Origin of the sequence: Ensifer sp. Root954 (assembly GCF_001429005.1) — a bacterium.
Classification (GTDB): domain Bacteria; phylum Pseudomonadota; class Alphaproteobacteria; order Rhizobiales; family Rhizobiaceae; genus Ensifer; species Ensifer adhaerens.
Window position 1 is genome coordinate 113,279 of record NZ_LMJM01000023.1, and the last position, 23,226, is coordinate 136,504.

The following is a 23,226-nucleotide window of genomic DNA, read 5'->3' on the forward strand; positions in this document are numbered from 1 at the left end:
TCGCCCGGTGGACAAATCGCAGCCCGTCCCCGGGGATTTTCGCTATTTGAAGGGAATTGGCCATGGCGCGCATCATCGAAACGGCAACTGGTCTGGAGGCTCTGACCTTCGACGACGTCCTGCTCCTGCCCGGGCATTCCGAAGTCATGCCGGGTCAGACCAACATCGCGACCACCATTGCCCAGGACATCGACCTGAACCTGCCGATCCTGTCGTCGGCCATGGACACGGTGACTGAAGGGCGTCTCGCAATCGCCATGGCGCAGGCCGGCGGCATCGGCGTCATCCACCGCAACCTGACGCCGGCCGAGCAGGCCGAAGAGGTTCGCCAGGTCAAAAAGTTCGAAAGCGGCATGGTCGTCAATCCGGTGACCATCGGTCCCGACGCCAAGCTCGCCGATGCGCTCGGCCTGATGAAGCAGCATGGCATTTCCGGCATCCCGGTCGTTGAAAACGGCGGTGCCGGTGGCCAGAAGCAGGGCCGCCTCGTCGGTATCCTCACCAACCGCGACGTTCGTTTCGCCTCAGATCCGAACCAGAAGATCCACGAACTCATGACCCATGAGAACCTGGTCACGGTCAAGGAAAGCGTCGACCAGCAGGAAGCCAAGCGCCTGCTGCACGCCCATCGCATCGAAAAGCTGCTCGTGGTCGACGGCGACGGCCGTTGCGTCGGTCTCATCACCGTCAAGGATATCGAGAAGGCACAGCTGAACCCGAACGCCTCCAAGGATGCGCAGGGCCGCCTTCGTGCCGCCGCCGCCATCTCGGTCGGCGATGACGGCTTTGAGCGCGCCGAGCGACTGATCGATGCCGGCGTCGACCTGATCGTCGTCGACACCGCCCATGGTCACTCGCAGCGCGTTCTCGACGCGGTCGCCCGCGTCAAGAAGCTCTCGAACTCGGTTCGCATCATGGCCGGCAACGTCGCGACCGCCTCCGGCACCAAGGCGCTGATCGATGCCGGTGCGGATGCGGTCAAGGTCGGTATCGGCCCGGGCTCGATCTGCACCACGCGCATCGTCGCCGGTGTCGGCGTGCCGCAGCTCGCTGCGATCATGGGCGCCGTCGAAGCCGCCCAGGCGGCCGGCATTCCTGTCATCGCCGATGGCGGCATCAAGTTCTCTGGCGACCTTGCCAAGGCGATCGCCGCCGGTGCTTCGGCCGTCATGATCGGCTCGCTGCTTGCCGGCACCGATGAAAGCCCGGGCGAAGTGTTCCTCTACCAGGGCCGCTCCTTCAAGGCCTATCGCGGCATGGGCTCCGTTGGCGCCATGGCGCGCGGCTCGGCGGACCGCTACTTCCAGGCGGAAGTGCGCGACACGCTGAAGCTAGTTCCCGAGGGCATCGAAGGCCAGGTCCCCTACAAGGGTCCGGTCGCAGGCGTCCTGCACCAGCTCGCGGGCGGCCTCAAGGCCTCCATGGGTTATGTCGGCGGCCCGACGATCAAGGAATACCAGGAGCGCGCCCAGTTCGTGCGCATCTCCGGCGCGGGCCTGCGCGAAAGCCACGCCCATGACGTGACGATCACTCGCGAAAGCCCGAACTACCCGGGCGCGCACTGATTGCGATTGCATTCGAAGGGCGCCGCGCCATCGCGCGGCGCCCTTCGCTATTTCAGAGTAAGCGTGTTTGAGGGAGTAGCGTAATGACGGGTTTCGAGATTTTCTGGCCGATCGTGGCGCATGTCTTCCTCGTCTTCTGCCTCTATGCTCTTCTCTCCTTCCGCCGGATGGGCCTGGTGCGCGCCGGTACGGCGAATGCCGGCCAGTTTCGCGAAAACCGTGACGAGCCGGGCGAAAGCCTGGTGGTGAAGAACAGCATCGCCAACCAGTTCGAGCTGCCGGTTCTCTTCTACGTCTGCTGCGTGCTGCTCTACATCACCGAGGCCGACAACATCGTCTCCCTCGCTCTTGCCTGGCTCTTCGTTGCCCTGCGCTATGTGCACGCCTTCGTGCATGTCACCAGCAATCGCCTGCGCTATCGCCGCCCGCTGTTCATGGGCGGTGTTGCAACGCTGTTTGCGATGTGGGTGTGGCTTGCCGTCTGGATGGCGATGAGCTGATCCGGATAGGCGCACCGCCATTCTGACGCAGATCTGAGACAGTCTGCGCCTTCATCTTCCCGTCTTGATGCGTATCAATTACCCGATGCCGCTTTTGCGCGTAGTCTCTCCGGCGTTGGGCAACAACGCATCGGAGGACGAGATGACCGCAACGATGAAAGCCGCCGTGGTGCGCGAATTCGGCAAGCCGCTGGCAATCGAGGATGTGCCGATACCGGAGCCGGGTCCCGGCCAGGTGCTGATCAAATACGAGGCGACGGGCGTCTGCCACACGGACCTGCACGCCGCCAACGGCGACTGGCCAGTCAAGCCGAAGCCGCCCTTCATCCCCGGTCATGAAGGCGTCGGCTATGTCGCCAAGCTCGGCAGCGGCGTTGCGCGGCTGAAGGAAGGCGACCGCGTCGGCGTTCCGTGGCTGCACACCGCCTGCGGCGGCTGCACGCCTTGCCGCACCGGATGGGAAACGCTCTGCGGCAGCCAGCAGAACACCGGTTATTCCGTCAACGGCACGTTTGCGCAATACGGCCTCGCCGATCCTGACTTCGTCGGCCGCCTGCCGGCAAAGCTCGAATTCGGGCCCGCGGCCCCCATCCTTTGCGCCGGCGTCACCGTCTACAAGGGCTTGAAGGAAACCGAAGTGCGTCCGGGCGAATGGGCGCTGATCTCGGGCATCGGCGGACTCGGGCACATGGCGGTGCAATATGCCAAGGCCATGGGCATGCATGTCGCCGCCGTCGATATCTTCCCGGACAAGCTGGAGCTTGCCCGAAAACTCGGTGCCGACCTCGTCGTCGATGCGCGCGACAAGGATGCGGTCGAGCAGGTGCGAGATGCGACCGGGGGCGTGCATGGTGCCCTGGTGACGGCCGTCGCGCCCAAGGCGATGGAGCAGGCCTTCAACATGCTCCGCTCCAAGGGAACCATGGCGCTGGTCGGCCTGCCGCCCGGCCAGATGTGCCTGCCAATCTTCGATACGGTTCTGAAGCGCATCACCATCCGCGGCTCGATCGTCGGGACGCGGCAGGATCTGGAGGAATCGCTCGAGTTCGCCGGTGAAGGCAAGGTCGCCTCGCACTTCACCTGGGACAAGATCGAGAACATCAACGCCATCTTCAAGCGCATGGAGGAAGGCAAGATCGACGGTCGCATCGTGCTCGACCTCAACGGCTGATCGGTGTGCGTGGGACCCTCGACCTGTGAGGGCGAAAGGAAACACGCGGCAGTAACGCAAGTTTGTATGTTCCAGACCGCCCGCCGACCTATTCTGTCGCGGGCGGTTCTGTCTGCCGCCGCGGGAGATAAGAACCGAAGGAGGCTGGCATGCAGGAACCGAAAATCACGCAGGCGATGATCGACGCCTACGACGAGTACACGCATCTGACCCTCGATCGCCGTCGCTTCATGGAAAAGCTCACCGGTCTCGCCGGTTCCGCGGCTGCGGCCGCGGCGATCGCGCCGCTGCTGGCGGCCAATGGTGCCAAGGCGGAGATCGTGGCTGCAAACGACACCCGGGTGACCGGCGAGGACATCACCTATCCCGGCGCTGCCGGCGATATGAAAGGCTATCTCGTTCGTCCGGCAGAGGTGAGCGGCAAGCTGCCGGCGGTCATCGTCATCCATGAGAACCGCGGGCTGAACCCGCATATCCGCGACGTCGCGCGGCGCATGGCGCTCGAAGGCTTCCTGGCGCTGGCGCCGGATTTCCTGTCGCCTGCGGGCGGCACGCCGACGGACGAGGACAAGGCGCGCGAGATGATCGGTGCGCTCGATGCGGCGGCAACGACCGCGGATGCGGCGGCGACCGTGGCATTTCTGGAAGGACACGCGCAATCGACCGGCAAGGTCGGCGCCATCGGCTTCTGCTGGGGCGGCGGTCTCGTCAACCGGCTCGCGGTCGGATCCCCGGATCTGAAGGCCGGCGTCGCCTATTATGGCGCGCAGCCCAAGGCCGAAGACGTGCCGAAGATCAAGGCGGCGCTGCTGCTGCACTATGCAGGCCTCGACGAACGCATCAATGCCGGCATCGACGCCTACCAGAAGGCGCTGAAAGACAATGGCAAGGACGCGACGATCTATGTCTATGACGGCGTCAACCACGCCTTCAACAACGACACCTCGGCCGCGCGGTATGACAAGGCCGCGGCCGATCTCGCCTGGAGCCGGACGGTCGAGTTCCTGAAGGCCAAGCTCGCCTGAGCGCTGCTACGCTCAGGCCGCTGCCGCCTGGACAATATCGTCGGCGCAGCCGCTGATCGCCGCTGCGAGCGCTTCCATGTCGCGCTCGCGCGGGCTGCTGCGCCGCCAGATAAGCCCGATCTCGCGCGCCGGTTCAGGCGCGGCGAAGGGTACGATGCGGATGGAGTTGCGCGCCGCCTCGGTCGCGATCGCGATCTCGGGGATGAGCGTCATACCCATGCCGTTGGCGACCATCTGCAGGAGCGTCGTCATCGAGGTGGCGCCAAACGAGACGAGACGGCGCTTGCCGGCCGTGCTGCAGACGGCGAGCGCCTGATCGCGCAGGCAATGGCCCTCTTCGAGCAGGAGCAACTGTTCGACATCCACCTGGTCTTCAGTCAGCGGCGACATCAGGATGTTTCGCTCGTCGTCCGCCATTGCCATGTAGAAGCGGTCGGAAAAGAGCGGCTTCGTCGAAAGTCCGTCGGCCTCGATCGGCAAGGCGGCGACGACGGCGTCGAGCAGGCCCTCGCCGAGATCGGCGACCAGTCTTGATGTCACCGATTCCTTCAGTTCGATCTCGATTGCCGGGTAGACCTGGCGCAGGTGCGGCACCAGCCGCGGCACGAGGTAGGGGGCAAGCGTCGGGATGACGCCGATGCGGATCCGCCCTTCGAGCGTGCCGGAACTGGCGCGCGCGCTCAACTCCAGCTGATCCACCTCAGAGAGGATGGCGCGGGTACGGGCCAAAACCTCTTCGCCCTTGCGGGTCAAGAAGACGCCGTTGCGGCTGCGCTCCACCAGCTTCACGCCCAAGTGGTTCTCCATTTCCATGATCTGGGCGGAGAGCGCCGGCTGGCTGACATGGACGAGTTCGGCCGCCTTGCCGAAGTGGCGAGCGGAGGCGAGCGCATCGAAATAGCGCATCTGTCTGAGTGTAAGCATGATAGGAAAATCTTATCGATTTTTTATTTTTATGCAATTGGAGATTATCGAAGCGCCGTGGGAAAACCCTCTTGCCAGAGCGTTCGGGCTTTGATCGCCGCGCAGTTTGCGGCCGGCTGCCGTCGGTCCTGTGCGACCACCCGGACGCGAAACCCTTTGACAGGAGGACGCGATGTCTGATCGACCCATATTGACGACGAGTGCCGGAGCCCCGGTGCCGGACAACCAGAATTCGCTGACGGCCGGCCCGCGCGGCGGCGTCATGATGCAGGACTATCAGCTTATCGAGAAGCTGTCGCATCAAAACCGCGAGCGCATTCCCGAGCGCGCCGTTCACGCCAAGGGTTGGGGCGCCTATGGCACGCTGAAGATCACCGGCGACATCTCGAAATACACCAAGGCGAAGGTTTTGCAGCCCGGCGCCGAGACGCCGATGCTGGCGCGTTTCTCGACTGTTGCCGGTGAACTGGGTGCTGCCGACGCCGAGCGCGACGTGCGCGGCTTCGCGCTGAAATTCTACACGCCCGAGGGCAATTGGGACCTCGTCGGCAACAACACGCCGATCTTCTTCGTTCGCGACGCCTACAAGTTCCCGGACTTCATCCACACCCAGAAGCGCCACCCGAAGACCAACCTGCGTTCGGCGACCGCGATGTGGGATTTCTGGTCGCTGTCGCCGGAAAGCCTGCATCAGGTCACGATCCTGATGTCCGATCGCGGATGTCCGGTGTCGCCGCTGCACATGAACGGCTACGGCTCGCACACCTTCTCGTTCTGGAACGACGCCGGCGAGCGCTATTGGGTCAAGTTCCACTTCAAGACCCAGCACGGCCACAAGCACTACACCAACGCCGAGGCGGCAGACGTGATCGGCCGGACGCGCGAAAGCTACCAGGAAGCGCTCTATGGCGCGATCGAAGAGGGCAACTATCCGCGTTGGACGCTGCAGGTGCAGATCATGCCCGAGCTCGAAGCCGAGAAGACGGCCTATGATCCCTTCGACGTCACCAAGGTCTGGCCGCATGCAGATTATCCGCCGATCGAGGTCGGCGTGCTGGAGCTCAATCGCAACCCGGAGAACTATTTCGCCGAGGTCGAGAATGCCGCCTTCTCGCCGTCCAACATCGTGCCCGGCATCGGCTTTTCGCCGGACAAGATGCTGCAGGCCCGGCTGTTCTCCTATGCCGACGCCCACCGCTACCGGCTCGGAACGCATTACGAGCACATTCCGGTCAACCGGCCGAAATGCCCGGTGCATCACTATCACCGCGATGGCCAGATGAACACGTTCGGCGGCATTCAGACCGGCAATCCGAGTGCCTATTACGAGCCGAATTCGTTCAACGGCCCGGTCGAGCAGCCCTCCGCGATGGAACCGCCGCTACGCATCAGCGGCGACATGGCCCGCTACGACCACCGCGAAGGCAACGACGACTACGTCCAGCCGCGTGCGCTCTTCAACCTCTTCGATGCCGGCCAGAAGGCGCGCCTGTTCTCCAACATCGCCGCGGCGATGGGCGGCGTGCCGGGGCCGATCGTCGAGCGCCAGCTCGCGCACTTCAAGCGCGTCCACCCGGACTATGAGGCCGGTGTGCGCGCCGCCCTTCACGCGGCCCACGGCTACGAAGCCGACGCCGTCGGCGCGGCAGCCGAATAGACTGGTATCGAGTTCGGCCGCGTGCTGATCTCTGGACAAAAAAAGGCCACGCACCGGCTTGGTGCGTGGCCTTTTCCGCTTTCTGCAGCTCTTACCAGCCCGGCAGCATATGGCTCTGCCGGAGGCGCGGATAACGCGGGAAGCCCTTGATGTCGGCCTCGAGGTCGTCGTTGGCGCTGATCGGCGTGATGTTGTCGAGGCAGGCGGTGATGTGGTTGCTGATCGCGTTCGAAAGCGAGGGCGAAAGGCCCGGACGCTTCATGATGCCGATCTGCACCGGCGCCAAGGCCGGGAAGCCGTCCGCAAGCGTCAGCACCTTCATGCCGGGACGAAGCGCCGATTCCGGCAGGACAGAGACGGCCATGCCGGCCAGCACAGCGGCGGCGACGACCGTCGACGACCAGCTGGTGAACAGGATCTGGTACTCCCGACCCGTCGCATCGAGTGCGGCACAGGCCGCCTGGCGCCACAGACAGTCGCGCCGGCCGACAGCAAGCGGGATCGGTGCGTTCTCGGGCAGCGGGTGGTTGATCGAGCTCACCCAGCAGAGCGGTTCGGTCCGCACCACGTCCGACGCGCGGGCACGCGGATTGTGCGTGACGAGCGCGATGTCGAGGTCGCCCTTGGCCATCTTCTCGGCGAGGTCCACGGAGGGCTCGCAGATGATGTAAAGCTCGACATTCGGATGCGTCTTGGCAAAACGCATGATGATCTCGGGCATGTAGCGGTCGGCGTAATCGTCTGGCGTGCCGATCCGGAGCGTGCCTTCGAGGCGATTGTCGTCGAAGGAAGCGATCGCCTCGTTGTTGAGGCGGATCATCCGGCGCGCGAAATTGAGCAGCCGGTCGCCTTCGACCGTGAGCCGGTTGCCGCGGCCGTCCTTCATGAACAGCGCCTTGCCGATGCGCTCTTCCAGGCGGCGCATCTGCATGGAAACGGCGGATTGGGTCTTGAAGACCCGGTCGGCCGCCTTGGTGAAGCTGCCCGTGTCGGCGATCGCGACAAAGGTCTGGAGCTGATCGATATCAAGGGGTGCGGACATGGCCGTAATGCATCCATAAGATTGTTTGATGAATATCATTAAAAACATTCGTTGGACTGATCAATAAGGATTTGCGATCTATCGGAAGCAAATTCATCGATCCCCGGCCGGCAATTTCGCCGGCGAATCCCAAACTCTTTGGCCCGCCCCTGCGTTTGATCTCCCCGCAGGGGATGGGCCTCTTCGTGCCTGAAAGGAGAAATTGTCATGCGCACGACACAGCACGCCCTCGATCTCGACCTCGTTGCCGGAACGCAGTCCTATGCCTCCCGCGCCGTCGGCGTGACAGGCATGCTAACGTCCGTATGGCAGCTCCTCCGAAATCGCTATGCGATCGGCCGTCTGAACGACCTGGATGACCGCCAGCTCCTCGACATGGGGCTGAAACGCGAAGATGTGCGTGAGGCGATTACCTCGCCCTTCTTCGACAATCCGGCGAGTTACCTGACACGCGCGTCGCGAAACCGGGCGAGCCTCTTCTACAAAGGGGCCCGCCACGACTGATCGTCCCCAATGGCGCATCCCGCCGCTTGAGATGTGCCAGTCGAGCATGATCCGCGAAAGCCTGCCGCCGCCGCGGGTCATGCTGCGAAATTCGGTGCCGCTGACCTCAACGGTCGCGCGCCCAAACGTTCCCCGCAGGGTAGAGCCAATAGACCCTGCCGCTTGGCCCGGTGCATGACCAAGACATGCACCGGGCCTTTTTCTTTCCGAAGCTGTTCGAAACAACGCGCTGACGCCCGCACTTGCAGGCGATTGCCGTCCGATGGAGGCGCGGGATGTGCTGACGGGGAGGCTTGGCCTCAGCTCTTCGTGCCGGGGCCGGTCTTGTAAAGGTCGAACAGCGCCTCGACGTTCTTCTGGTATTCTTTCTGCATCTCCAGCCCGGTGTCGAACATGCTGTTCATGACCTGGGAGAATTGGGCCAGCGCCGGATTGTCGGCTGCCGGCTTCTGCGCGCCGGCGGCACCCGCCTGCATCATGTCCTGAAACGCCTTGACGAAGGGGTTGTCGGCAAAGACGTCGGCTGTCTTCGGCTTCTCTTCCTTCTTCGGGGCCATGCCGAAGAAGCCCTGCATCGCCTGGGTGAAGGGGTTGTCGAACGGGTTCGGCTGCGGTTCCGGCTTCTTGGCGAAACCGGCCGCTTCCATCCATTGCCGCATCGCGGTCGCCATCGGGTTGTTGGCAAAGGCATCGCTTGCGGCGGCAAATTGCCCGGTTGTCTGCTTGAACAGCCCGCCCATCAGCGTATCGGCCATCACGGGCAGCATCTGCTTGTAGATCTCCTGGCTGACGCCGGTGACCTGGGCCGCCTGCGCGGCGATCGCGCGCGACATTTCCTTCGAGCCGAACAGTTGCCCGAGAACGCCGTTGCCGTCGGCCATGCCCTGCGGCGTGAAGGCCTGGCTCATGTCTTCGAAGTATTTGGCGTAGTTGCCGCTGCCGAGCGCCGTCAGCAAGGCGCCGAAGTCGTAGGGGTTGGCGGTGTTGCGCTTGAAAGCCGCCGAGAAGGCCGGCAGCAGCGCCGCTGTCGCCTTCGTCATCTGCTCCTGGGCGATGCCGAACTGTTGCGCCATCAGCTCGATGGCCTTGCCGTTCTGCGCCTGCGCGAACATGTCGAAAAGCGGTGCCATCCCAGTTCCCCTTTATGGACGCGCGGCGCTCTAAGCGACGCATATCCTTGCACTATAACGGGAAATCAGGGACTGGGAACCGCTTTTTGAGAGGGCCGCGACGTGCACCGCGCCCCTGTCCGGGCCTTAATACTGGTACTCGGCAAAGACCGGGTCTACGGAGCCGTTCCAGCGGCCATTGTAGAGCGCCAAAAGGTCTTCCGCGAGCGTTGCCTTCTTGGCCAGCGCCTCGTCGAGCGGCGCCAGGAACTGGCTTTCGTCGATACCATCGCCGTTCAGCCTGTTGCGGCGCTTCAGACCGCCGCGCGAAATGGAGATGACCTCGCGGGCAACGTCGTAAAGCGTGCCGGTGCGGAACTTGGCGGCAAGCGCCTGAGCCGGCACGGCGTTGCGCATGGCACTCACCTCTTCGAAGGTCCAGTCGCGCGTCAGTGCCTCGGCGGCGTCGAGCGCCTCGCGGTCGTAGAGCAGGCCGACCCAGAAGGCCGGCAGCGCGCAGATCCGCCGCCACGGGCCGCCATCGGCGCCGCGCATTTCGAGGAAGCGCTTCAGGCGCACGTCGGGGAACAGCGTCGAGAGATGGTTGGTCCAGTCGCCCATATTCGGCTGCCAGTCGGCGACCTCGCCCTTGAGTGCGCCGCCCATGAACTGGCGGAAGGTGATGTGGGTGCAATCGTGGTAGTGGCCGTCGCGCACGACGAAGTACATCGGCACGTCGAGCGCCCACTCCACGTAGTCGGCAAAACCGAAATCGGGACGGAAGGCGGACGGCAGCAGGCCGGCGCGCTGGTTGTCGGTGTCGCGCCAGATGTCGCCGCGCCAGGAGAGAAGCCCGTTCGGCTTGCCGTCGGTAAAGGGCGAGCTTGCAAACAACGCGGTCGAGAGCGGCTGCAGCTTCAAGGACACCTGCATCTTGCGGCGCATGTCCTCTTCCGAGGAGAAGTCCAGGTTCACCTGGATCGTGCAGGTGCGATACATCATGTCGAGGCCCTGGGTGCCGACCTTCGGCATGTAGCGGCTCATGATGCCGTAGCGCGATTTCGGCATGCGCGGGGTCTCATCAAAGGTCCACTTGGGGCTGCCGCCGATGCCGAGGAAGCGGATGCCGAGCGGCTCGGCGACTTCGCGCAGCACCGCCAGATGCTGGTTCGATTCCTTGCAGGTCTGGTGCAGGTTTTCGAGCGGCGCGCCGGAAAGTTCGAACTGTCCACCCGGTTCCAGCGAGATCGCGCCATTGCCCGACTGTTCGGCAAGGCCGATGATGTTGCCTTCGTCGATGATCGGTTCCCAGCCGCTTTTCGCCGCCATGCCGTTCAGAAGCGCCTGGATGCTGGCCTCGCCGAAATAGGGGACGGGGCTGTTGTCCGCCTTAAAGAAGGCGAACTTTTCGTGCTCCGTGCCGATCCGGAACCGCTCCTCCGGTTTCGAACCTTCTGCCAGGTAGGCGGTCAGGTCAGCGACAGAGGTTACCGGCGTCTGGTCGGTGGTATCTCGGGCCATGAGCGTCTTCTTTTGTTTGGGCGGCTCCCGCAGGTTAGCGGGAGTTGATGGAGGCTGCTTGAACCGTAATCAGGTGCGGTGCAAGTCAATTTCTTTCAAGATCTCATCAAAAAAAGTAGGACATTTGCTTGCTCTGGAGCAAGCGCCGCGGAAATGGGTACTGGTGACCCAATCCTGCCTTGCCGGAGAGATCGTTCCCTTCTAGGGGAGCGAGCGGTGTCCGATTTGCCCGGGAACGACCGGCTATCGCCAGTCGCCGACAGTTGCCTGGATGACCGCCATGGCGGCGACGGCTGCCGTGTCGGCCCTGAGGATGCGGGGCCCGAGCGGAATGGCGGTGACGAAATCGAGGCTGTGCAGCAGCGTGCGCTCGGCTTCCGAGAAGCCGCCTTCCGGGCCGATCAACAGCGCAAGCTTCTTTTCCTTGATGCCGGCGAGGATCGGCAACGGATTCTGGCTGTCGCTGCCTTCGTCGCAGAAAATAATGCGCCGGTCGCTCTGCCAGGTGGCAAGCAGGTCTTCGAGCCGGCGCGGTTCCTCGACATCGGGAATGCCGAGTACGCCGCATTGTTCGGCCGCCTCGATGACGTTGGCGCGAACCCGCTCGATGTTGCCAAGCTTGCCCTGCACATGTTGCGTCATGACCGGCTGCAAAGTGCCGGCGCCCATTTCGACGGCCTTCTGCACGAGATAGTCGAGCCGCCCGACCTTGAGCGGGGCAAAGAGATAGACGAGATCGCAAGGCGCCGGCTGGGGGCGCGTCTGCTCGACGGGCGTCAGCACCAAGCGCTTCTTGCTGGCGAAGGAAAGCTCGGCCCGCCACTCGCCGTCGCGCCCGTTGAAGACGAGGATCGAGGCGCCTTCTTCGTAGCGCAGCACGTTCACCAGGTAGTTGAACTGTTCCTTGGACGCCTCGTGCGCCGAGCCGGCACTCAAGGGGTGTTCGACGAACAGTCGCTGCATGCGAAAATTGGCGCGCATTGAGGAGGCCTTCAGGTGAAAATGCCGGAGAGGATGAAATAAAGTACGGCCGACAGGGCGGCAGAGGCCGGGACGGTGATAACCCAGGCGCCGATAATGGTGAGGAAATGCGAGCGACGGACCAGATGCCGGCGCCGCACCTCGGCAAAGTTGGTTTCCGCCGATTCCATGAAATCCGCCTGTCCCGTTTTTTGCCGGACATATTCGAGCCGCCGCTTGGAATTGCGGATGTACCATTCGCGGAAGAAGCCGACGCCGAAGACGGCGCCGACGGCCGTGTGCGTCGAGCTGATGGGCAGGCCGAGCGCCGATGCCAGCAGCACGGTGACCGCGGTGGCCAGTGCCACACAGAAAGCGCGCATCGGATTGAGCTTGGTGATCTCCTGGCCGACGACTCGGATGAGCTTCGGGCCGTAGAGCAGCAGACCGATCGAGATGCCGAGCGCGCCGATCGCAAGTTCCCACAGGGGCGCCGGTGATTTGTCCGTCGTGATGACGCCGTCGAGCGCCGAGACGATCGCGGCCAAAGGACCGATGGCGTTGGAGACGTCGTTGGCGCCGTGAGCGAAGGAAAGCAGTGCCGCCGCTACGATCAACGGCAGGCGGAAGAGTCGGCGCAGCGACTGGTTGCGGTTTTCGAGCCCTTCCGATTGGCTGGCGATCCAGGGCTTTGCCTGCAGATAGACCGCAAAACCAGCGACGCCGCCGGCAGCAAGACCCACGGGCATGGTGATCGCGGCCACCTGAACCAGTGCGATCACCGCGAGATAGGCCATGAAGCAGCCGGCGGTGACGCCAAGGATGACCGGCATCCATCGCTTGGCCGCGGCGATCTTGTCCTCGCGGTAGATGATGAATTCCTTGAGGAAAGCGAGGAGGGCTGCGGCGATGGCGCCGCCGAGTAGCGGCGAGACCGACCAACTGAGCGTGATGCCGGCGAGCGACCACCATTGCACGCTCGAGAAGCCGGCCGCCGCGATGCCGGCGCCGACGATGCCGCCGATGATCGAGTGCGTGGTCGAGACCGGTGCCCCGGAATAGGTGGCGATGTTGATCCAGGCCGCCGCGGAAGCGAGTGCCGACATCATGATCCAGACGATTGCCTGTGGTCCGAGCACGTCTTCGCCATAGACGATGCCCGCCTCGATCGTCAGCGCGACCTGCCGGCCGGCAAGCAGCGCCCCGGCGATCTCGAATATCGCGGCGATGGTGAGCGCCGTCGCCATCGACATCGCCTTGGCGCCGACTGCGGCGCCAACGTTGTTGGTCACGTCGTTCGCGCCGATGTTCATGGCCATGTAGCCGGCAATGGCAGCCGCCGCGATGATGATCGGCGCGCTGGCGGAGCTCGTCACGAAGCTCGCGGCGAAGGCCATGCTCAAGAGCAGGAACAGCCCGGCGAGCGCAGGTGCCGCAAGGCTGCGCTTGACATGTTGCGACGCCTCTTCGGCAAGGCTGAGCTTGTCGAGGTCTTTGTCGATCGTTTGTTTTGCGAGGCGTATGCGCGGCTGTGCCACTACCTGGAACTCCATTGTCACGACGGCCACTAAGGCCACAGCGACACGCATTCAAGTGGATTTGATGGACATCCGTATGGCGCAGGCCGGGAACCCGCGTCTGGCGGCGTCGAATGCTCTTGGAATGCTTGAAAAGGCTAGCCGTTCACAGCCTTCGGCATCGGGCTCGACGCGCTCCCCATGCGTTCACCGAAGGCAAGGATGAGATCTTTCAGAGACGGTTCGGCAACCCGCGAGGCCGCTTCCTTGTAGTCGACCCATTCGAGCTGTCGGCGCCCTTCCTCGGGGAAGTGCTTGCAGAGATCGTCGACTTCCAACGCGTGCACCTGCACCTTGACCGAAATCTTCAGCCCGTGATCCATGCGCTTCTGGTAGAGATAGTAGCCGGCGGTCGCCTTCTGCACATGCCCCTTGACGCCGGCTTCCTCGTAGGCTTCGCGCTCGGCCACTTCATGGGCGCGCTTGCCCTGCATCGGCCATCCCTTGGGAATGACCCAGCGGCCAGTATCGCGGCTGGTGATCAGGAGGATTTCGAGGGCCTTGGTCTTCTTGCGGATCCGATAGCAGAGCGCGGCATACTGCATGCGCGCCGGTCGACGCAGCATCAATTGGACATCGGATGCGAGCCTGTTCAAGAAGTTCAAGGTCGTCTGTGCTCCTCTCGGCGAATCAGTGGCTTTAATTGCTTTGCCGGCCAGTATGGCAGCGTGCTGCAGCGTGTAAATGTCGCGGGCATTCGGCAGCCGGATATGCGGTTTGCTTTCCGCAGAACTGTGGTCCGGATACGACAGGATATGGTGTTTTCGCGGCATATTTGCAAACCGACCGACAGCCATACGTTGTCGTCGGATCACGATTGGTTTCGGGGTGGAACGGTTCGAGATCGCAAGGGCGATTGATTCCGACCGGAGAGGCGGCTGCAGGGTAGAGCCGGGGGACGGGCGCGGGCCCGATCTGTCAGTTCGCGCGGTCGCGCTGCTGCATGCGCAGGCGGGCGATGCGGTTCCATTCTCCGGTGCGTTCCGCCTCGCGGGTGGCGGCGGCGACGAAGTCGATATGGCTCTGCGAGGCGGCTTTCGCCTTCGCCGGATCCCTTGCCATGATCGCCTCGTAGATCGCTTCGTGCTGCACAAGAAGCCGGTCGCGCGCCCCCGGCGCATCGAAGACCGAATTGCGATGGAAGAATATGCCCTGCTGCAGCAGCCGGTAGCAGGCGCGCAGCGTATGCAAGAGAATGATGTTGTGGGCGCTTTCGCCGATCGCCTGATGCAGTTCGATATCAGCTTCGAGTTCGGCGTCAAAATCGCCGGCGCCGTGCGCTCTGCGCATGCGCTCGATGATCCGTGTCAGGATGTCCCGGTCGTAATCCGTCGCGCGGGTGGCGGCGAGTTCCGCTGTCAGCCCCTCAAGCTCGCGCCGGTATTCGAGGTAATCCTGGGTTGCCTTGTGATGGCGCGCAATGAGGTCGATCAGCGGCCTGGAGAAGATCTGCCCGACGACGTCGGCGACGAAGGTGCCACCGCCGTGGCGGCTTTCGACCAGGCCACGCCCTTCGAGTTCCTTCAGCGCCTCGCGCAGGATCGGCCGTGACACGTCGAAGCGCTTGGAGAGTTCCCGCTCGCCAGGCAGACGGTCGCCGTCCCGCAATACGCCTTCGAGGATCAAAAGCTCGATCTGCTGCACGACCTCGTCCGCCGTGCGGCTATGGCTGATACGGGCGAAAAGGTCGATCTGGTCTTCGGTCACGTCTGGTCTCCAGATCACGCGGATTTCGGCCCGGGTTCGTCCGAAATCGCGAATGTGGTCGGTTTGCATGCGGCAAGGGCGAAAGGAGCGTCGATGCTCAGCGCCGCCTCCTGTCAGCGCCGCAATCTAGGCAGGTCGCGCAAAGTGGTCAATTTGATTGTCCACTTGGGTGCGTCGGATTGGATGCGACTGACAAAAGTCAAACTGCGGCAATGCGTCCTTTGTTCTTTTGCTCTTTCCGTTGATAAGAAAGTTGTGATGAACGCGTGAGGGGGACAAGGCGCTTCATGGCAAAGGGTAGTTTTGCATTTCCGGTGGCGCCGATGCGCGCTTTGGCCTTGGGCGAGGTTCATTCGCGCCCCTATGCGCTGGTGACCACGCCGCGGGTGATCTTTCAGCTGGCCTTCCTGACAGATGGCGGCTCGATCGTCGATCACGCCGTGCTGTCGGAGCTTTCGCGGGCCCGCGGCATCGCGCCGCCCGGCCGTGACGCCAACCATCACGCGATGCCTTGGGGGCAGGGCACGCTGCGCTGGGAGCGTCATACCGAATTCTCCACCTATTTCTGGGACGCGCCGCCGCCGGAGAAATTCGGCGGCGATGTGCCGATCCATCCGTTCGGCGACGGCTTTTCGCCGCCCGGGTCTCTGATCTCGGGCATCCGCCTCGAGATCCGGCCGGATACGCCCGAGACCCGCGAGGCCATCGGCCTCTTCGATCCGACGAGCCTCTGTTACAGCGAGACCAAGAACGGCCAGGCGGTGATCGTCACCGACTTCCGCCAGAACGGTGACGGCCTGACGCAGATCCTGGTGATCGATCGCGGCATGACGGAAGCCGGTACCGGCGCTCTCGTCCAGCGCTTGCTCGATATCGAAACCTACCGGACGCTGGCGATGATGGGCCTGCCGCTTGCGCAGTCGCTGTCGCCGGAAATCCGCCGGACGGAGGACGGGTTGACGGCGGTGACCCAGCGCATGAAGGAAAACGTGCGCGAGGAGGCCGACGACATGTTGGCCGAGATCACTCGGCTCGCGGCCGATCTCGAGGCCGGTGCCGCGCTCAGCCTCTATCGCTTCGGCGCCAGCCGCGCCTATTACGGCATCGTCCAGGAGCGCATCCGCACGCTCGCCGAAACGCCGGTGCCAGGCTACGAGACCATCGGCACCTTCCTCGAACGACGTTTGGCGCCGGCCATGCGCACCTGCCAGTCGGTCGAGGAGCGCCAGGCGAACCTGTCGCGCAAGCTCGCCCGCGCCACGGCGCTGCTTCGAAGCTGGGTCGACGTCGAGCTTGAACGACAGAACAGCGCGCTTTTGAACTCGATGGACCGGCGCGCCAGGTTGCAGTTGCGCCTGCAGCAGACCGTCGAAGGCCTGTCGGTCGCCGCCATCTCCTATTACGTGGTCGGGCTGTTCGGCTATCTCGCCAAGGCGGTCAGCCACGAGCTGCCGATCGATCCCGGTCTCCTGACCGGGCTTGCCGTGCCCTTCGCCGTTGCCGGGGTCTGGCTGATCGTGCGCCGCATTCGCCGCCACCACGAGGACAGCGAGCATAAGTAAGCAATTCCAGCAAAAGTGTGCAGCGGTTTTGCGTCCGGAATTGCGGAAAACAAAGATGCCAGGCCGGTTCGCCTACTGCTCCCAATAGGGAATCGGTCCGTAGAGTTCTGCGAGATAGTCGATGAAGAGGCGCACCTTGGCCGGGAGGAACTGGCGGCTTGGGTAGACGGCCGAAAGCGTCAGCTGCTTCGAACCTTCCCATTGCGGTAGCACCTGCACCAGCTGGCCGCTGCGCAATTCCGGGCCGATATCCCAGGTGGAGCGTAGTGCAACGCCGGCGCCGGCGATGACGGCGGCGCGCACAATCTCCGAGGAATTGGTGACGAGCGGCCCTTCCGGGTGCCAGACCAGCGCGCCCTCCGGCCCTTCGAGCTTCCAATTGTCGTTGTTATGCGCCGGCAGGCAGAGGTGGTTGGCGAGGTCGCCGATCTCTTTCGGTGCGCCGTTGCGGGCGATGTAGTCCGGCGAGGCGCAGAGCAGCCGGCGGACGGGGGCAAGCTTGCGGGCGACGAGCGACGAATCCACCAGTTCGCCGATCCGGACCGCCATGTCGAAGCCTTCCGCGACGATGTCGGTGAATTCGTCCGTCAGCACGATGTGCAATTTCAGATCCGGATGGTCCTTCATGAACTTGGTCAGATGCGGCGCGATGTGCATGCGGCCGAAGGAGGTGGGCGCCGATATCCGCAGCACCCCGAGCGCATGCGACGAGCGGCCCGACGCATAGGCTTCCGCCTCCTCGATGCCGGTCAGAATGCCGAGCACCCGGTCGTAGAAGCCCTGGCCGGCTTCCGTCAGCGAAATCTGGCGCGTCGTGCGTTGAAGGAGGCGCGTGCCGAGCCGGTCTTCGAGTCTCTTGATGCGCTTGGAGATCACAGCTGGGGAAAACCCCAGCGCCCGCCCCGCTGCCGACATACTGCCGGTGGAAACGACCCGTGCAAAAATCTCAAGATCGCCTAAATTCGTCATCAATCGTTGCCATTATTTCCAAAACGGAAAAGCTCAATAGCATTTGCGAGGCCTCTGTCCTAGTGGTAAAGAAAATGAACCAATCGATACGCGGCGGGAGGAGCTGATGGCGGAGACAATCGGTTTTCTGCAGCCGAAACCAGAGGTTATCGCCCGGCGCCGCGAGATTATCGCCGACCTCTCGGACCTGCTGCCCGAGGACTGTCTGATCAGCGACGAGCGCGGACTGAAGCCGTTCGAGACCGATGCCTTCATCGCCTATCGCCGCATGCCCCTGGCGGTCGCCTTGCCGGAAACCACCGAACAGGTGGCCGCGCTCCTGAAATACTGCAGCCGCTACGGCGTTCCGGTCGTGCCGCGCGGGGCCGGTACCTCGCTTTCGGGCGGTGCCATCCCACAAGAGGATGCGGTCGTCATCGGCCTCTCGAAGATGTCGCGCATCCTCGATGTCGACCTTTTCAATCGCACCGCCACCGTTCAGGCGGGCGTTACCAACCTCAACATCTCCGAGGCGGTTTCCGCCGATGGCTTCTTTTATGCACCCGACCCGAGCTCGCAGCTCGCCTGCACGATCGGCGGCAACATCGGCATGAATTCCGGCGGTGCTCATTGCCTGAAATACGGCGTCACCACCAACAATCTGCTCGGCGTGAAGATGGTGCTGTTCGATGGCACCGTCGTCGATCTCGGCGGCAAGGCGCTGGATGCGGCGGGCTATGATCTGCTCGGCCTCGTCTGCGGCTCGGAAGGCCAGCTCGGTATCGTCACCGAGGCGACGGTGCGGTTGATCGCCAAACCGGAGGGAGCCCGCCCGGTGCTCTTCGGCTTTGCCTCCTCGGAGGCGGCCGGCGCCTGCGTCGCTGATGTCATCGGTTCCGGCATCATTCCCGTCGCGATCGAGTTCATGGACAAGCCGGCGATCGAGATCTGCGAAGCCTTCGCCCACGCCGGCTACCCGCTCGATGTCGAAGCGCTACTGATCGTCGAGGTCGAAGGCTCCGAGCCGGAGATGGATGCGATGCTCGCGAGCATCGTTGCGGTCGCGCGCCGTCACGGGGTCGCGACCATCAAGGAATGCCAGTCGGCCATGGAAGCGGCCGCGATCTGGAAAGGCCGGAAATCCGCCTTCGGCGCCACCGGCCGCATCGCCGACTATATCTGCATGGACGGCACCGTGCCGCTCAGCCAACTCTCCCATGTGCTTGCCCGCACCGGTGAGATCGTCGCGAGCTACGGCCTGCGCGTCGCCAATGTCTTCCACGCCGGCGACGGCAACATGCATCCGCTGATCCTCTACAACATCAACGACCCGGAGGATGCGGCGCGCGCCGAGGCTGCCGGCAACGATATCCTGAAGCTTTGCGTCGACGCGGGTGGCTGCCTGACGGGCGAGCACGGCGTCGGCATCGAAAAACGGGATCTCATGCTGCATCAGTACAACCAGATCGACCTCGACCAGCAGATGGAGGCGCGCGCCGCCTTCGATCCGCAATGGATCCTGAACCCGTCCAAGGTCTTCCCTCTTAAAGGGCGTCCCGCCGCATGATCGTGCATTTCGAACCGGCCAGCGAAGAGGGGATTGCGACCGTCGTTCGCGCCATGGCGGCGGACAAGGCGTCGCTCACAGTGATCGGCGGCAACACGCGCTCCGGCCTCGGCAATCCTGTGCGTGCCGATCGGGTGCTGTCGACCCGACGCCTTTCCGGCATCGTCAGCTACAATCCGGCCGAAATGACGATTACCGCGCTTGCGGGAACGCCACTGCGCGAGATCGGCGAGGCATTGGCCGAAAACCGGCAAATGCTCGCCTTCGAGCCGATGGATCACCGGCCGATCTTCGCCTCCTCGGGTGAGCCGACGATCGGCGGGGTCTTTGCCGCCAACGTGTCCGGCCCCAGGCGCTATGTCGCCGGTGCCGCCCGCGACAGCCTGCTCGGTGTGCGTTTCGTCAACGGCGAGGGCGAGGCGATCAAGGCCGGCGGGCGTGTGATGAAGAACGTCACCGGTCTCGATCTGGTCAAGCTTTTGGCTGGCTCGCATGGCACGCTCGGCATCCTCACCGAAGTCACCTTCCGCGTCCTGCCGCTGCCGCCGGCGTCGGAGACCATCGTCGTCTCCGGGCTCAACGATGCCGAGGCGGCGGCGGTCATGGCCGAGGCAATGGCGCAGACAACTGAGGTTTCCGGCGCGGCGCACCTGCCGGAGAGCGTGCGCGGACGGTTCCTGGATGGCAACCTTCCGGATGGTGCAGCCACCGTGCTCAGGCTCGAAGGGCTGGAGGCATCCGTTGCGATCAGGGCTGAAAAGCTGACGAAGGCGGTCGGACGCTTCGGCGCGGTGACGCGGCTTGATGCATCGCAAACAGCAAGGCTTTGGACGGAGATCCGCGACGTCAAACCCTATGCCGACGGTACCAGGAAGCCGCTCTGGCGCGCGTCCGTCGCCCCGTCGCTTGGCCATCAACTGGTTGCAGCACTGCGGCTGCAGACCGGCGTCGACGCTTTCTACGACTGGCAGGGCGGTCTCGTATGGTTGCGCATGGAGGCCGATCCCGAGGCGGAACTGGTGCGCCGTTACATCAAGGTTCTCGGTGGCGGCCACGCGACCCTCGTCAGGGCCGATGACAGCTACCGTCAGGCCGTTTCATCGTTTGAACCGCAACCCTTGCCCGTGGCACAGTTGAGCGAGCGCGTGCGCGCGAAGTTCGACCCGCACCGGATCTTCAATCCCGGCCGCATGGCCGCGATTTCCTGAGCGCATTCGCAAGGGAACAGGAGAGACAAGCATGAGCGATAAGGGTCCGCAGACACCGTTCTCCCGGGAGACCGATCGCTGGCTGGAACCGGGCAAGATCAATGTGCAGGTGATCTATGTCCTTTATCTCGTCGGGTTTGCGGTGGGCATCACGCCGATCATCGGCGTCGTCATGGCCTATCTCAATCGCGGCAAGGGCGCGCCGTGGGTCCAGACGCACTATGTCTGGGCGATCCGGACCTTCTGGATATCGCTGCTGTTCCTGTTGATCTCGCTGTTGCTGACGGTGGTGCTTGTCGGCATCCTCGGCTTCATCGCCACCGCCGTCTGGATCGTCGTGCGCTGCGTCGTCGGCCTGCAAAGGGCCGCGCGCGAAGAGCCGATTACCAATCCCGAGGGCTGGATGGTTTAGGCCGGTATGCAACCGGAGACCGGCAAGGTCGAAGGAAGCTGAAAACAGAATGTTGCAATCGACCGCGGCGCGAAGCGCCCGGTTCCGCAGGACGAAGAGTGGAGTTCGCACTTGCAGACCAATTTTACCGCCGCGCAGCTCGCCGATCCGCACGTGGCCGAATCCGAGGCCATTCTGCGCAAGTGCGTGCATTGCGGCTTCTGCACCGCGACCTGTCCGACCTATGTGACGCTCGGCGACGAGCTCGATAGCCCGCGTGGGCGTATCTATCTCATCAAGGACATGCTGGAGAACGGCCGGGCGGCCGACAAGGAAACGGTCACCCATATCGACCGCTGTCTGTCGTGCCTCGCCTGTACCACCACCTGTCCCTCCGGCGTCGACTACATGCATCTCGTCGACCATGCCCGCGTGCATATCGAAAACACCTATCGCCGCCCGTTCAAGGACCGGCTGGCGCGTTCCGTGCTCGCAGCCGTGCTGCCCTATCCGCACCGCTTTCGCCTGTCGCTGAAGGCAGCCGGCCTTGCCCGGCCGCTCGCCGGACTGATGAAGCGCGTCGCCTTCCTGAAAACCTTTGGCGTGATGCTCGATCTGGCGCCCGCCGTCGTGGCGGAGCCCTCGGCTTCGGCCGCACCCGGCGTTCATGCGCCCAAGGACAAGCGTGTCGGCCGCGTTGCGCTGCTCAGCGGCTGCGCCCAGCCCGTGCTGAAGCCGGAAATCAACGAGGCGACGATCCGGCTTCTGACGCGATTTGGTGTGGAGGTGGTCGTTTCGGCCGGCGAGGGCTGCTGTGGCGCGCTGGTGCATCACATGGGCCGCGAGAACCAGGCGCTCGAAGCCGCGCGCCGCAACGTCGATGCGTGGCTCAAGGTTGCCGACGAAGGTGGACTCGACGCCATCGTCATCACCGCTTCGGGTTGCGGAACGACGATCAAGGACTACGGCCACATGCTCAGGCTCGATCCCGCCTATGCGGAAAAGGCCGCACGGGTCTCGGCGCTGGCCAAGGACATCACCGAGTATCTGGCGACCCTCGACCTGCCGGAACAGGAGGCGCGCGGCATGACGCTCGCTTACCATTCCGCCTGTTCGATGCAGCACGGCCAGAAGATCACGCTTGCGCCGAAGCAGCTTCTGAAGCGCGCCGGCTTCGTCGTGCGCGATCCGGCCGAGAGCCATCTCTGCTGCGGTTCGGCCGGTACCTACAACATCCTGCAGCCGGAAATCTCGGCCAAGCTGAAGGCGCGCAAGGTGAAGAACATCGAGGCGACGAAGCCGGATGCGATCGCGACCGGCAACATCGGCTGCATCACCCAGATCGCCAGCGGCACCAAAATCCCCATCCTGCATACGGTCGAATTGCTCGACTGGGCCTATGGCGGGGCAAAGCCTGAGGGGCTCTGAGGCAAAGCAAAAGGCCGGCCACCTTTCGGGAGCCGGCCTTTTTGGTGGGTGGAAGTTTCGGCGTCCTCAGCCGCCAAAGATCTGGCGGAAGATGTCGACGCCGCGATCGTCGAAATAGGTGTCGCCGGCCTTGCTGCCGGGGCCGATGACGATGACCTTCGTGCCGACGTCGGCGCGGTCGTAGAGATGCTCCACGTCCTCGTTCATCATGCGGATGCAGCCGGAAGACATGTTTTGGCCGATGGTCCAGGGCTGGTTGGTGCCGTGGATACGGAAGATCGTGTCGCGGCCGCCCTTGTAGAGATACATGGCGCGGGCGCCGAGCGGGTTGTCGATGCCGCCTTCCTGGGTGATCGGCAGGATGCGGCCCTTGGCGGCCTCGCGGCGGCGCATTTCGGCCGGCGGCGTCCAGGTCGGCCATTCGGCCTTGCGGCCAACCTTCACGACACCCGACCAGCCGAAGCCGTCCCGGCCGACGCCGATGCCGTAGCGCGTCGCGCGGTTCGGGCCGTCGATGTAGTAGAGAAACTTGTTGTTGGTATCGACGATGATCGTGCCGGGGGCTTCGTCGGTGCGGAAGCGAACCTTGGTGCGCCAGTATTGTTTTGCCGGCTTCTTCGGAGTGGCCACGAGTACAATGTCTGACGACTGGATCTTGGGGCCTGCTACGGGCGCCGGCGTGAAAGCCGAGGCGCTGGCGGCCACAAGAATAGTGCTGGTCGCAATCGCGATTGCGACCACTTTGCTGGCATGACGCTTCATTTACGATTCCCTCTAAACCCTCGTTGCAGGCAGGCTATGCAAAACGCATCGAAGTTCAAGCCCGCGATACATCCGGTAGATCAAACGTGATCACAAAA

The 23,226-nt window shown here is 63.7% G+C and carries 21 protein-coding genes; 11 read left to right on the plus strand and 10 right to left on the minus strand.

The genetic code is table 11. From position 1 onward, the window contains the following. The first annotated feature begins 62 nt into the window (after positions 1-62). The 4 genes from guaB to ASE71_RS14645 all read left to right on the plus strand — a co-directional run bounded on the left by guaB (position 63) and on the right by ASE71_RS14645 (position 4,261). A complete protein-coding gene (gene guaB / locus ASE71_RS14630) occupies positions 63-1,565 on the plus strand; it encodes an IMP dehydrogenase (RefSeq protein WP_034800902.1) in 1,503 nt (500 codons plus the stop codon). An 83-nt stretch (positions 1,566-1,648) separates the two neighbouring features. Next, positions 1,649-2,065: an MAPEG family protein gene (locus ASE71_RS14635; protein ID WP_060516461.1), complete on the plus strand. Its 417-nt coding sequence runs from the start codon at positions 1,649-1,651 to the stop codon at positions 2,063-2,065. A gap of 142 nt (positions 2,066-2,207) precedes the next feature. Continuing rightward, positions 2,208-3,236 (plus strand): alcohol dehydrogenase AdhP, encoded by a 1,029-nt coding sequence (adhP, locus tag ASE71_RS14640; RefSeq protein WP_060516459.1) that lies wholly within the window; start codon positions 2,208-2,210, stop codon positions 3,234-3,236. A 149-nt stretch (positions 3,237-3,385) separates the two neighbouring features. Next, positions 3,386-4,261 carry a dienelactone hydrolase family protein gene (locus ASE71_RS14645; RefSeq protein ID WP_060516457.1) on the plus strand — a complete coding sequence of 292 codons (876 nt, stop codon included), beginning with the start codon at positions 3,386-3,388 and terminating at the stop codon, positions 4,259-4,261. A gap of 12 nt (positions 4,262-4,273) precedes the next feature. On the opposite strand, the gene ASE71_RS14650 is transcribed toward ASE71_RS14645, so the two are convergent. Then, positions 4,274-5,185 carry a hydrogen peroxide-inducible genes activator gene (locus tag ASE71_RS14650; RefSeq protein ID WP_060516455.1) on the minus strand — a complete coding sequence of 304 codons (912 nt, stop codon included), beginning with the start codon at positions 5,183-5,185 and terminating at the stop codon, positions 4,274-4,276. Positions 5,186-5,357: 172 nt separating this feature from the next. On the opposite strand from ASE71_RS14650, the gene katA reads away from it, so the two are divergent. Beyond that, the gene (katA, locus tag ASE71_RS14655; protein WP_034800915.1) at positions 5,358-6,842 is read left to right on the plus strand and encodes a catalase KatA; all 1,485 of its coding nucleotides are present in this window, start codon (positions 5,358-5,360) and stop codon (positions 6,840-6,842) included. Positions 6,843-6,933: 91 nt separating this feature from the next. On the opposite strand, the gene ASE71_RS14660 is transcribed toward katA, so the two are convergent. Beyond that, entirely contained in the window at positions 6,934-7,884 is a 951-nt protein-coding gene (locus tag ASE71_RS14660) for a LysR substrate-binding domain-containing protein (RefSeq protein WP_034800917.1), read from the minus strand. Positions 7,885-8,091: 207 nt separating this feature from the next. Between ASE71_RS14660 and ASE71_RS14665 the strand changes: the two genes are divergently transcribed. Continuing rightward, on the plus strand, positions 8,092-8,388 hold the full coding sequence (locus ASE71_RS14665; protein ID WP_034800920.1) for a DUF1127 domain-containing protein: 297 nt from the start codon (positions 8,092-8,094) through the stop codon (positions 8,386-8,388). 299 nt (positions 8,389-8,687) lie between these two features. On the opposite strand, the gene ASE71_RS14670 is transcribed toward ASE71_RS14665, so the two are convergent. The 6 genes from ASE71_RS14670 to ASE71_RS14695 all read right to left on the minus strand — a co-directional run bounded on the left by ASE71_RS14670 (position 8,688) and on the right by ASE71_RS14695 (position 15,262). Further along, a complete protein-coding gene (locus tag ASE71_RS14670) occupies positions 8,688-9,518 on the minus strand; it encodes a DUF937 domain-containing protein (protein ID WP_060516453.1) in 831 nt (276 codons plus the stop codon). 126 nt (positions 9,519-9,644) lie between these two features. Next, positions 9,645-11,018: a glutamate--cysteine ligase gene (locus tag ASE71_RS14675; RefSeq protein ID WP_060516451.1), complete on the minus strand. Its 1,374-nt coding sequence runs from the start codon at positions 11,016-11,018 to the stop codon at positions 9,645-9,647. Between the two features lie 243 nt (positions 11,019-11,261). After that, positions 11,262-11,999, minus strand: coding sequence for a 16S rRNA (uracil(1498)-N(3))-methyltransferase (locus tag ASE71_RS14680; RefSeq protein WP_060516449.1), 738 nt, complete (start codon positions 11,997-11,999; stop codon positions 11,262-11,264). Positions 12,000-12,010: 11 nt separating this feature from the next. After that, positions 12,011-13,516 (minus strand): inorganic phosphate transporter, encoded by a 1,506-nt coding sequence (locus ASE71_RS14685; protein ID WP_060516447.1) that lies wholly within the window; start codon positions 13,514-13,516, stop codon positions 12,011-12,013. 137 nt (positions 13,517-13,653) lie between these two features. Continuing rightward, positions 13,654-14,160 (minus strand): NUDIX hydrolase, encoded by a 507-nt coding sequence (locus tag ASE71_RS14690; RefSeq protein WP_060516578.1) that lies wholly within the window; start codon positions 14,158-14,160, stop codon positions 13,654-13,656. Positions 14,161-14,473: 313 nt separating this feature from the next. After that, positions 14,474-15,262, minus strand: a complete 789-nt coding sequence (locus tag ASE71_RS14695; protein ID WP_089044715.1) for a FadR/GntR family transcriptional regulator — start codon at positions 15,260-15,262, stop codon at positions 14,474-14,476. Positions 15,263-15,549: 287 nt separating this feature from the next. Here ASE71_RS14695 and ASE71_RS14700 point away from each other — a divergent pair, with 287 nt between their 5' ends. Next, positions 15,550-16,824 (plus strand): DUF3422 family protein, encoded by a 1,275-nt coding sequence (locus ASE71_RS14700; protein WP_034800929.1) that lies wholly within the window; start codon positions 15,550-15,552, stop codon positions 16,822-16,824. A 72-nt stretch (positions 16,825-16,896) separates the two neighbouring features. Here ASE71_RS14700 and ASE71_RS14705 read toward each other — a convergent pair whose 3' ends face one another. Continuing rightward, a complete protein-coding gene (locus ASE71_RS14705) occupies positions 16,897-17,793 on the minus strand; it encodes a LysR family transcriptional regulator (protein ID WP_034800931.1) in 897 nt (298 codons plus the stop codon). Positions 17,794-17,899: 106 nt separating this feature from the next. On the opposite strand from ASE71_RS14705, the gene ASE71_RS14710 reads away from it, so the two are divergent. From ASE71_RS14710 to glcF, 4 genes are all read left to right on the plus strand, one after another. Next, entirely contained in the window at positions 17,900-19,339 is a 1,440-nt protein-coding gene (locus ASE71_RS14710; RefSeq protein WP_060516444.1) for an FAD-binding oxidoreductase, read from the plus strand. Beyond that, positions 19,336-20,547 (plus strand): glycolate oxidase subunit GlcE, encoded by a 1,212-nt coding sequence (gene glcE, locus ASE71_RS14715; protein ID WP_060516443.1) that lies wholly within the window; start codon positions 19,336-19,338, stop codon positions 20,545-20,547. Before ASE71_RS14710 ends, glcE begins: the two co-directional genes overlap by 4 nt. Before the next feature lie 31 nt (positions 20,548-20,578). Continuing rightward, on the plus strand, positions 20,579-20,959 hold the full coding sequence (locus ASE71_RS14720) for a DUF4870 family protein (protein ID WP_034800937.1): 381 nt from the start codon (positions 20,579-20,581) through the stop codon (positions 20,957-20,959). A 111-nt stretch (positions 20,960-21,070) separates the two neighbouring features. Further along, positions 21,071-22,366, plus strand: coding sequence for a glycolate oxidase subunit GlcF (gene glcF, locus ASE71_RS14725; RefSeq protein WP_082566267.1), 1,296 nt, complete (start codon positions 21,071-21,073; stop codon positions 22,364-22,366). A 66-nt stretch (positions 22,367-22,432) separates the two neighbouring features. Here glcF and ASE71_RS14730 read toward each other — a convergent pair whose 3' ends face one another. Further along, positions 22,433-23,128, minus strand: a complete 696-nt coding sequence (locus ASE71_RS14730; RefSeq protein ID WP_034800943.1) for a L,D-transpeptidase — start codon at positions 23,126-23,128, stop codon at positions 22,433-22,435. Positions 23,129-23,226 lie beyond the last annotated feature (98 nt).

Coding starts and splice junctions, on each gene's coding strand:
- ASE71_RS14680 (WP_060516449.1), bottom strand. CDS start 11,999: ATGCGCGCCAATTTTCGCATGCAGCGACTGTTCGTCGAACACCCCTTG.
- ASE71_RS14660 (WP_034800917.1), bottom strand. CDS start 7,884: ATGTCCGCACCCCTTGATATCGATCAGCTCCAGACCTTTGTCGCGATC.
- ASE71_RS14675 (WP_060516451.1), bottom strand. CDS start 11,018: ATGGCCCGAGATACCACCGACCAGACGCCGGTAACCTCTGTCGCTGAC.
- ASE71_RS14650 (WP_060516455.1), bottom strand. CDS start 5,185: ATGCTTACACTCAGACAGATGCGCTATTTCGATGCGCTCGCCTCCGCT.
- adhP (WP_060516459.1), top strand. CDS start 2,208: ATGACCGCAACGATGAAAGCCGCCGTGGTGCGCGAATTCGGCAAGCCG.
- ASE71_RS14665 (WP_034800920.1), top strand. CDS start 8,092: ATGCGCACGACACAGCACGCCCTCGATCTCGACCTCGTTGCCGGAACG.
- ASE71_RS14635 (WP_060516461.1), top strand. CDS start 1,649: ATGACGGGTTTCGAGATTTTCTGGCCGATCGTGGCGCATGTCTTCCTC.
- ASE71_RS14700 (WP_034800929.1), top strand. CDS start 15,550: ATGGCAAAGGGTAGTTTTGCATTTCCGGTGGCGCCGATGCGCGCTTTG.
- ASE71_RS14710 (WP_060516444.1), top strand. CDS start 17,900: ATGGCGGAGACAATCGGTTTTCTGCAGCCGAAACCAGAGGTTATCGCC.
- ASE71_RS14720 (WP_034800937.1), top strand. CDS start 20,579: ATGAGCGATAAGGGTCCGCAGACACCGTTCTCCCGGGAGACCGATCGC.
- ASE71_RS14730 (WP_034800943.1), bottom strand. CDS start 23,128: ATGAAGCGTCATGCCAGCAAAGTGGTCGCAATCGCGATTGCGACCAGC.
- ASE71_RS14645 (WP_060516457.1), top strand. CDS start 3,386: ATGCAGGAACCGAAAATCACGCAGGCGATGATCGACGCCTACGACGAG.
- ASE71_RS14705 (WP_034800931.1), bottom strand. CDS start 17,793: ATGACGAATTTAGGCGATCTTGAGATTTTTGCACGGGTCGTTTCCACC.
- katA (WP_034800915.1), top strand. CDS start 5,358: ATGTCTGATCGACCCATATTGACGACGAGTGCCGGAGCCCCGGTGCCG.
- glcE (WP_060516443.1), top strand. CDS start 19,336: ATGATCGTGCATTTCGAACCGGCCAGCGAAGAGGGGATTGCGACCGTC.
- ASE71_RS14670 (WP_060516453.1), bottom strand. CDS start 9,518: ATGGCACCGCTTTTCGACATGTTCGCGCAGGCGCAGAACGGCAAGGCC.
- guaB (WP_034800902.1), top strand. CDS start 63: ATGGCGCGCATCATCGAAACGGCAACTGGTCTGGAGGCTCTGACCTTC.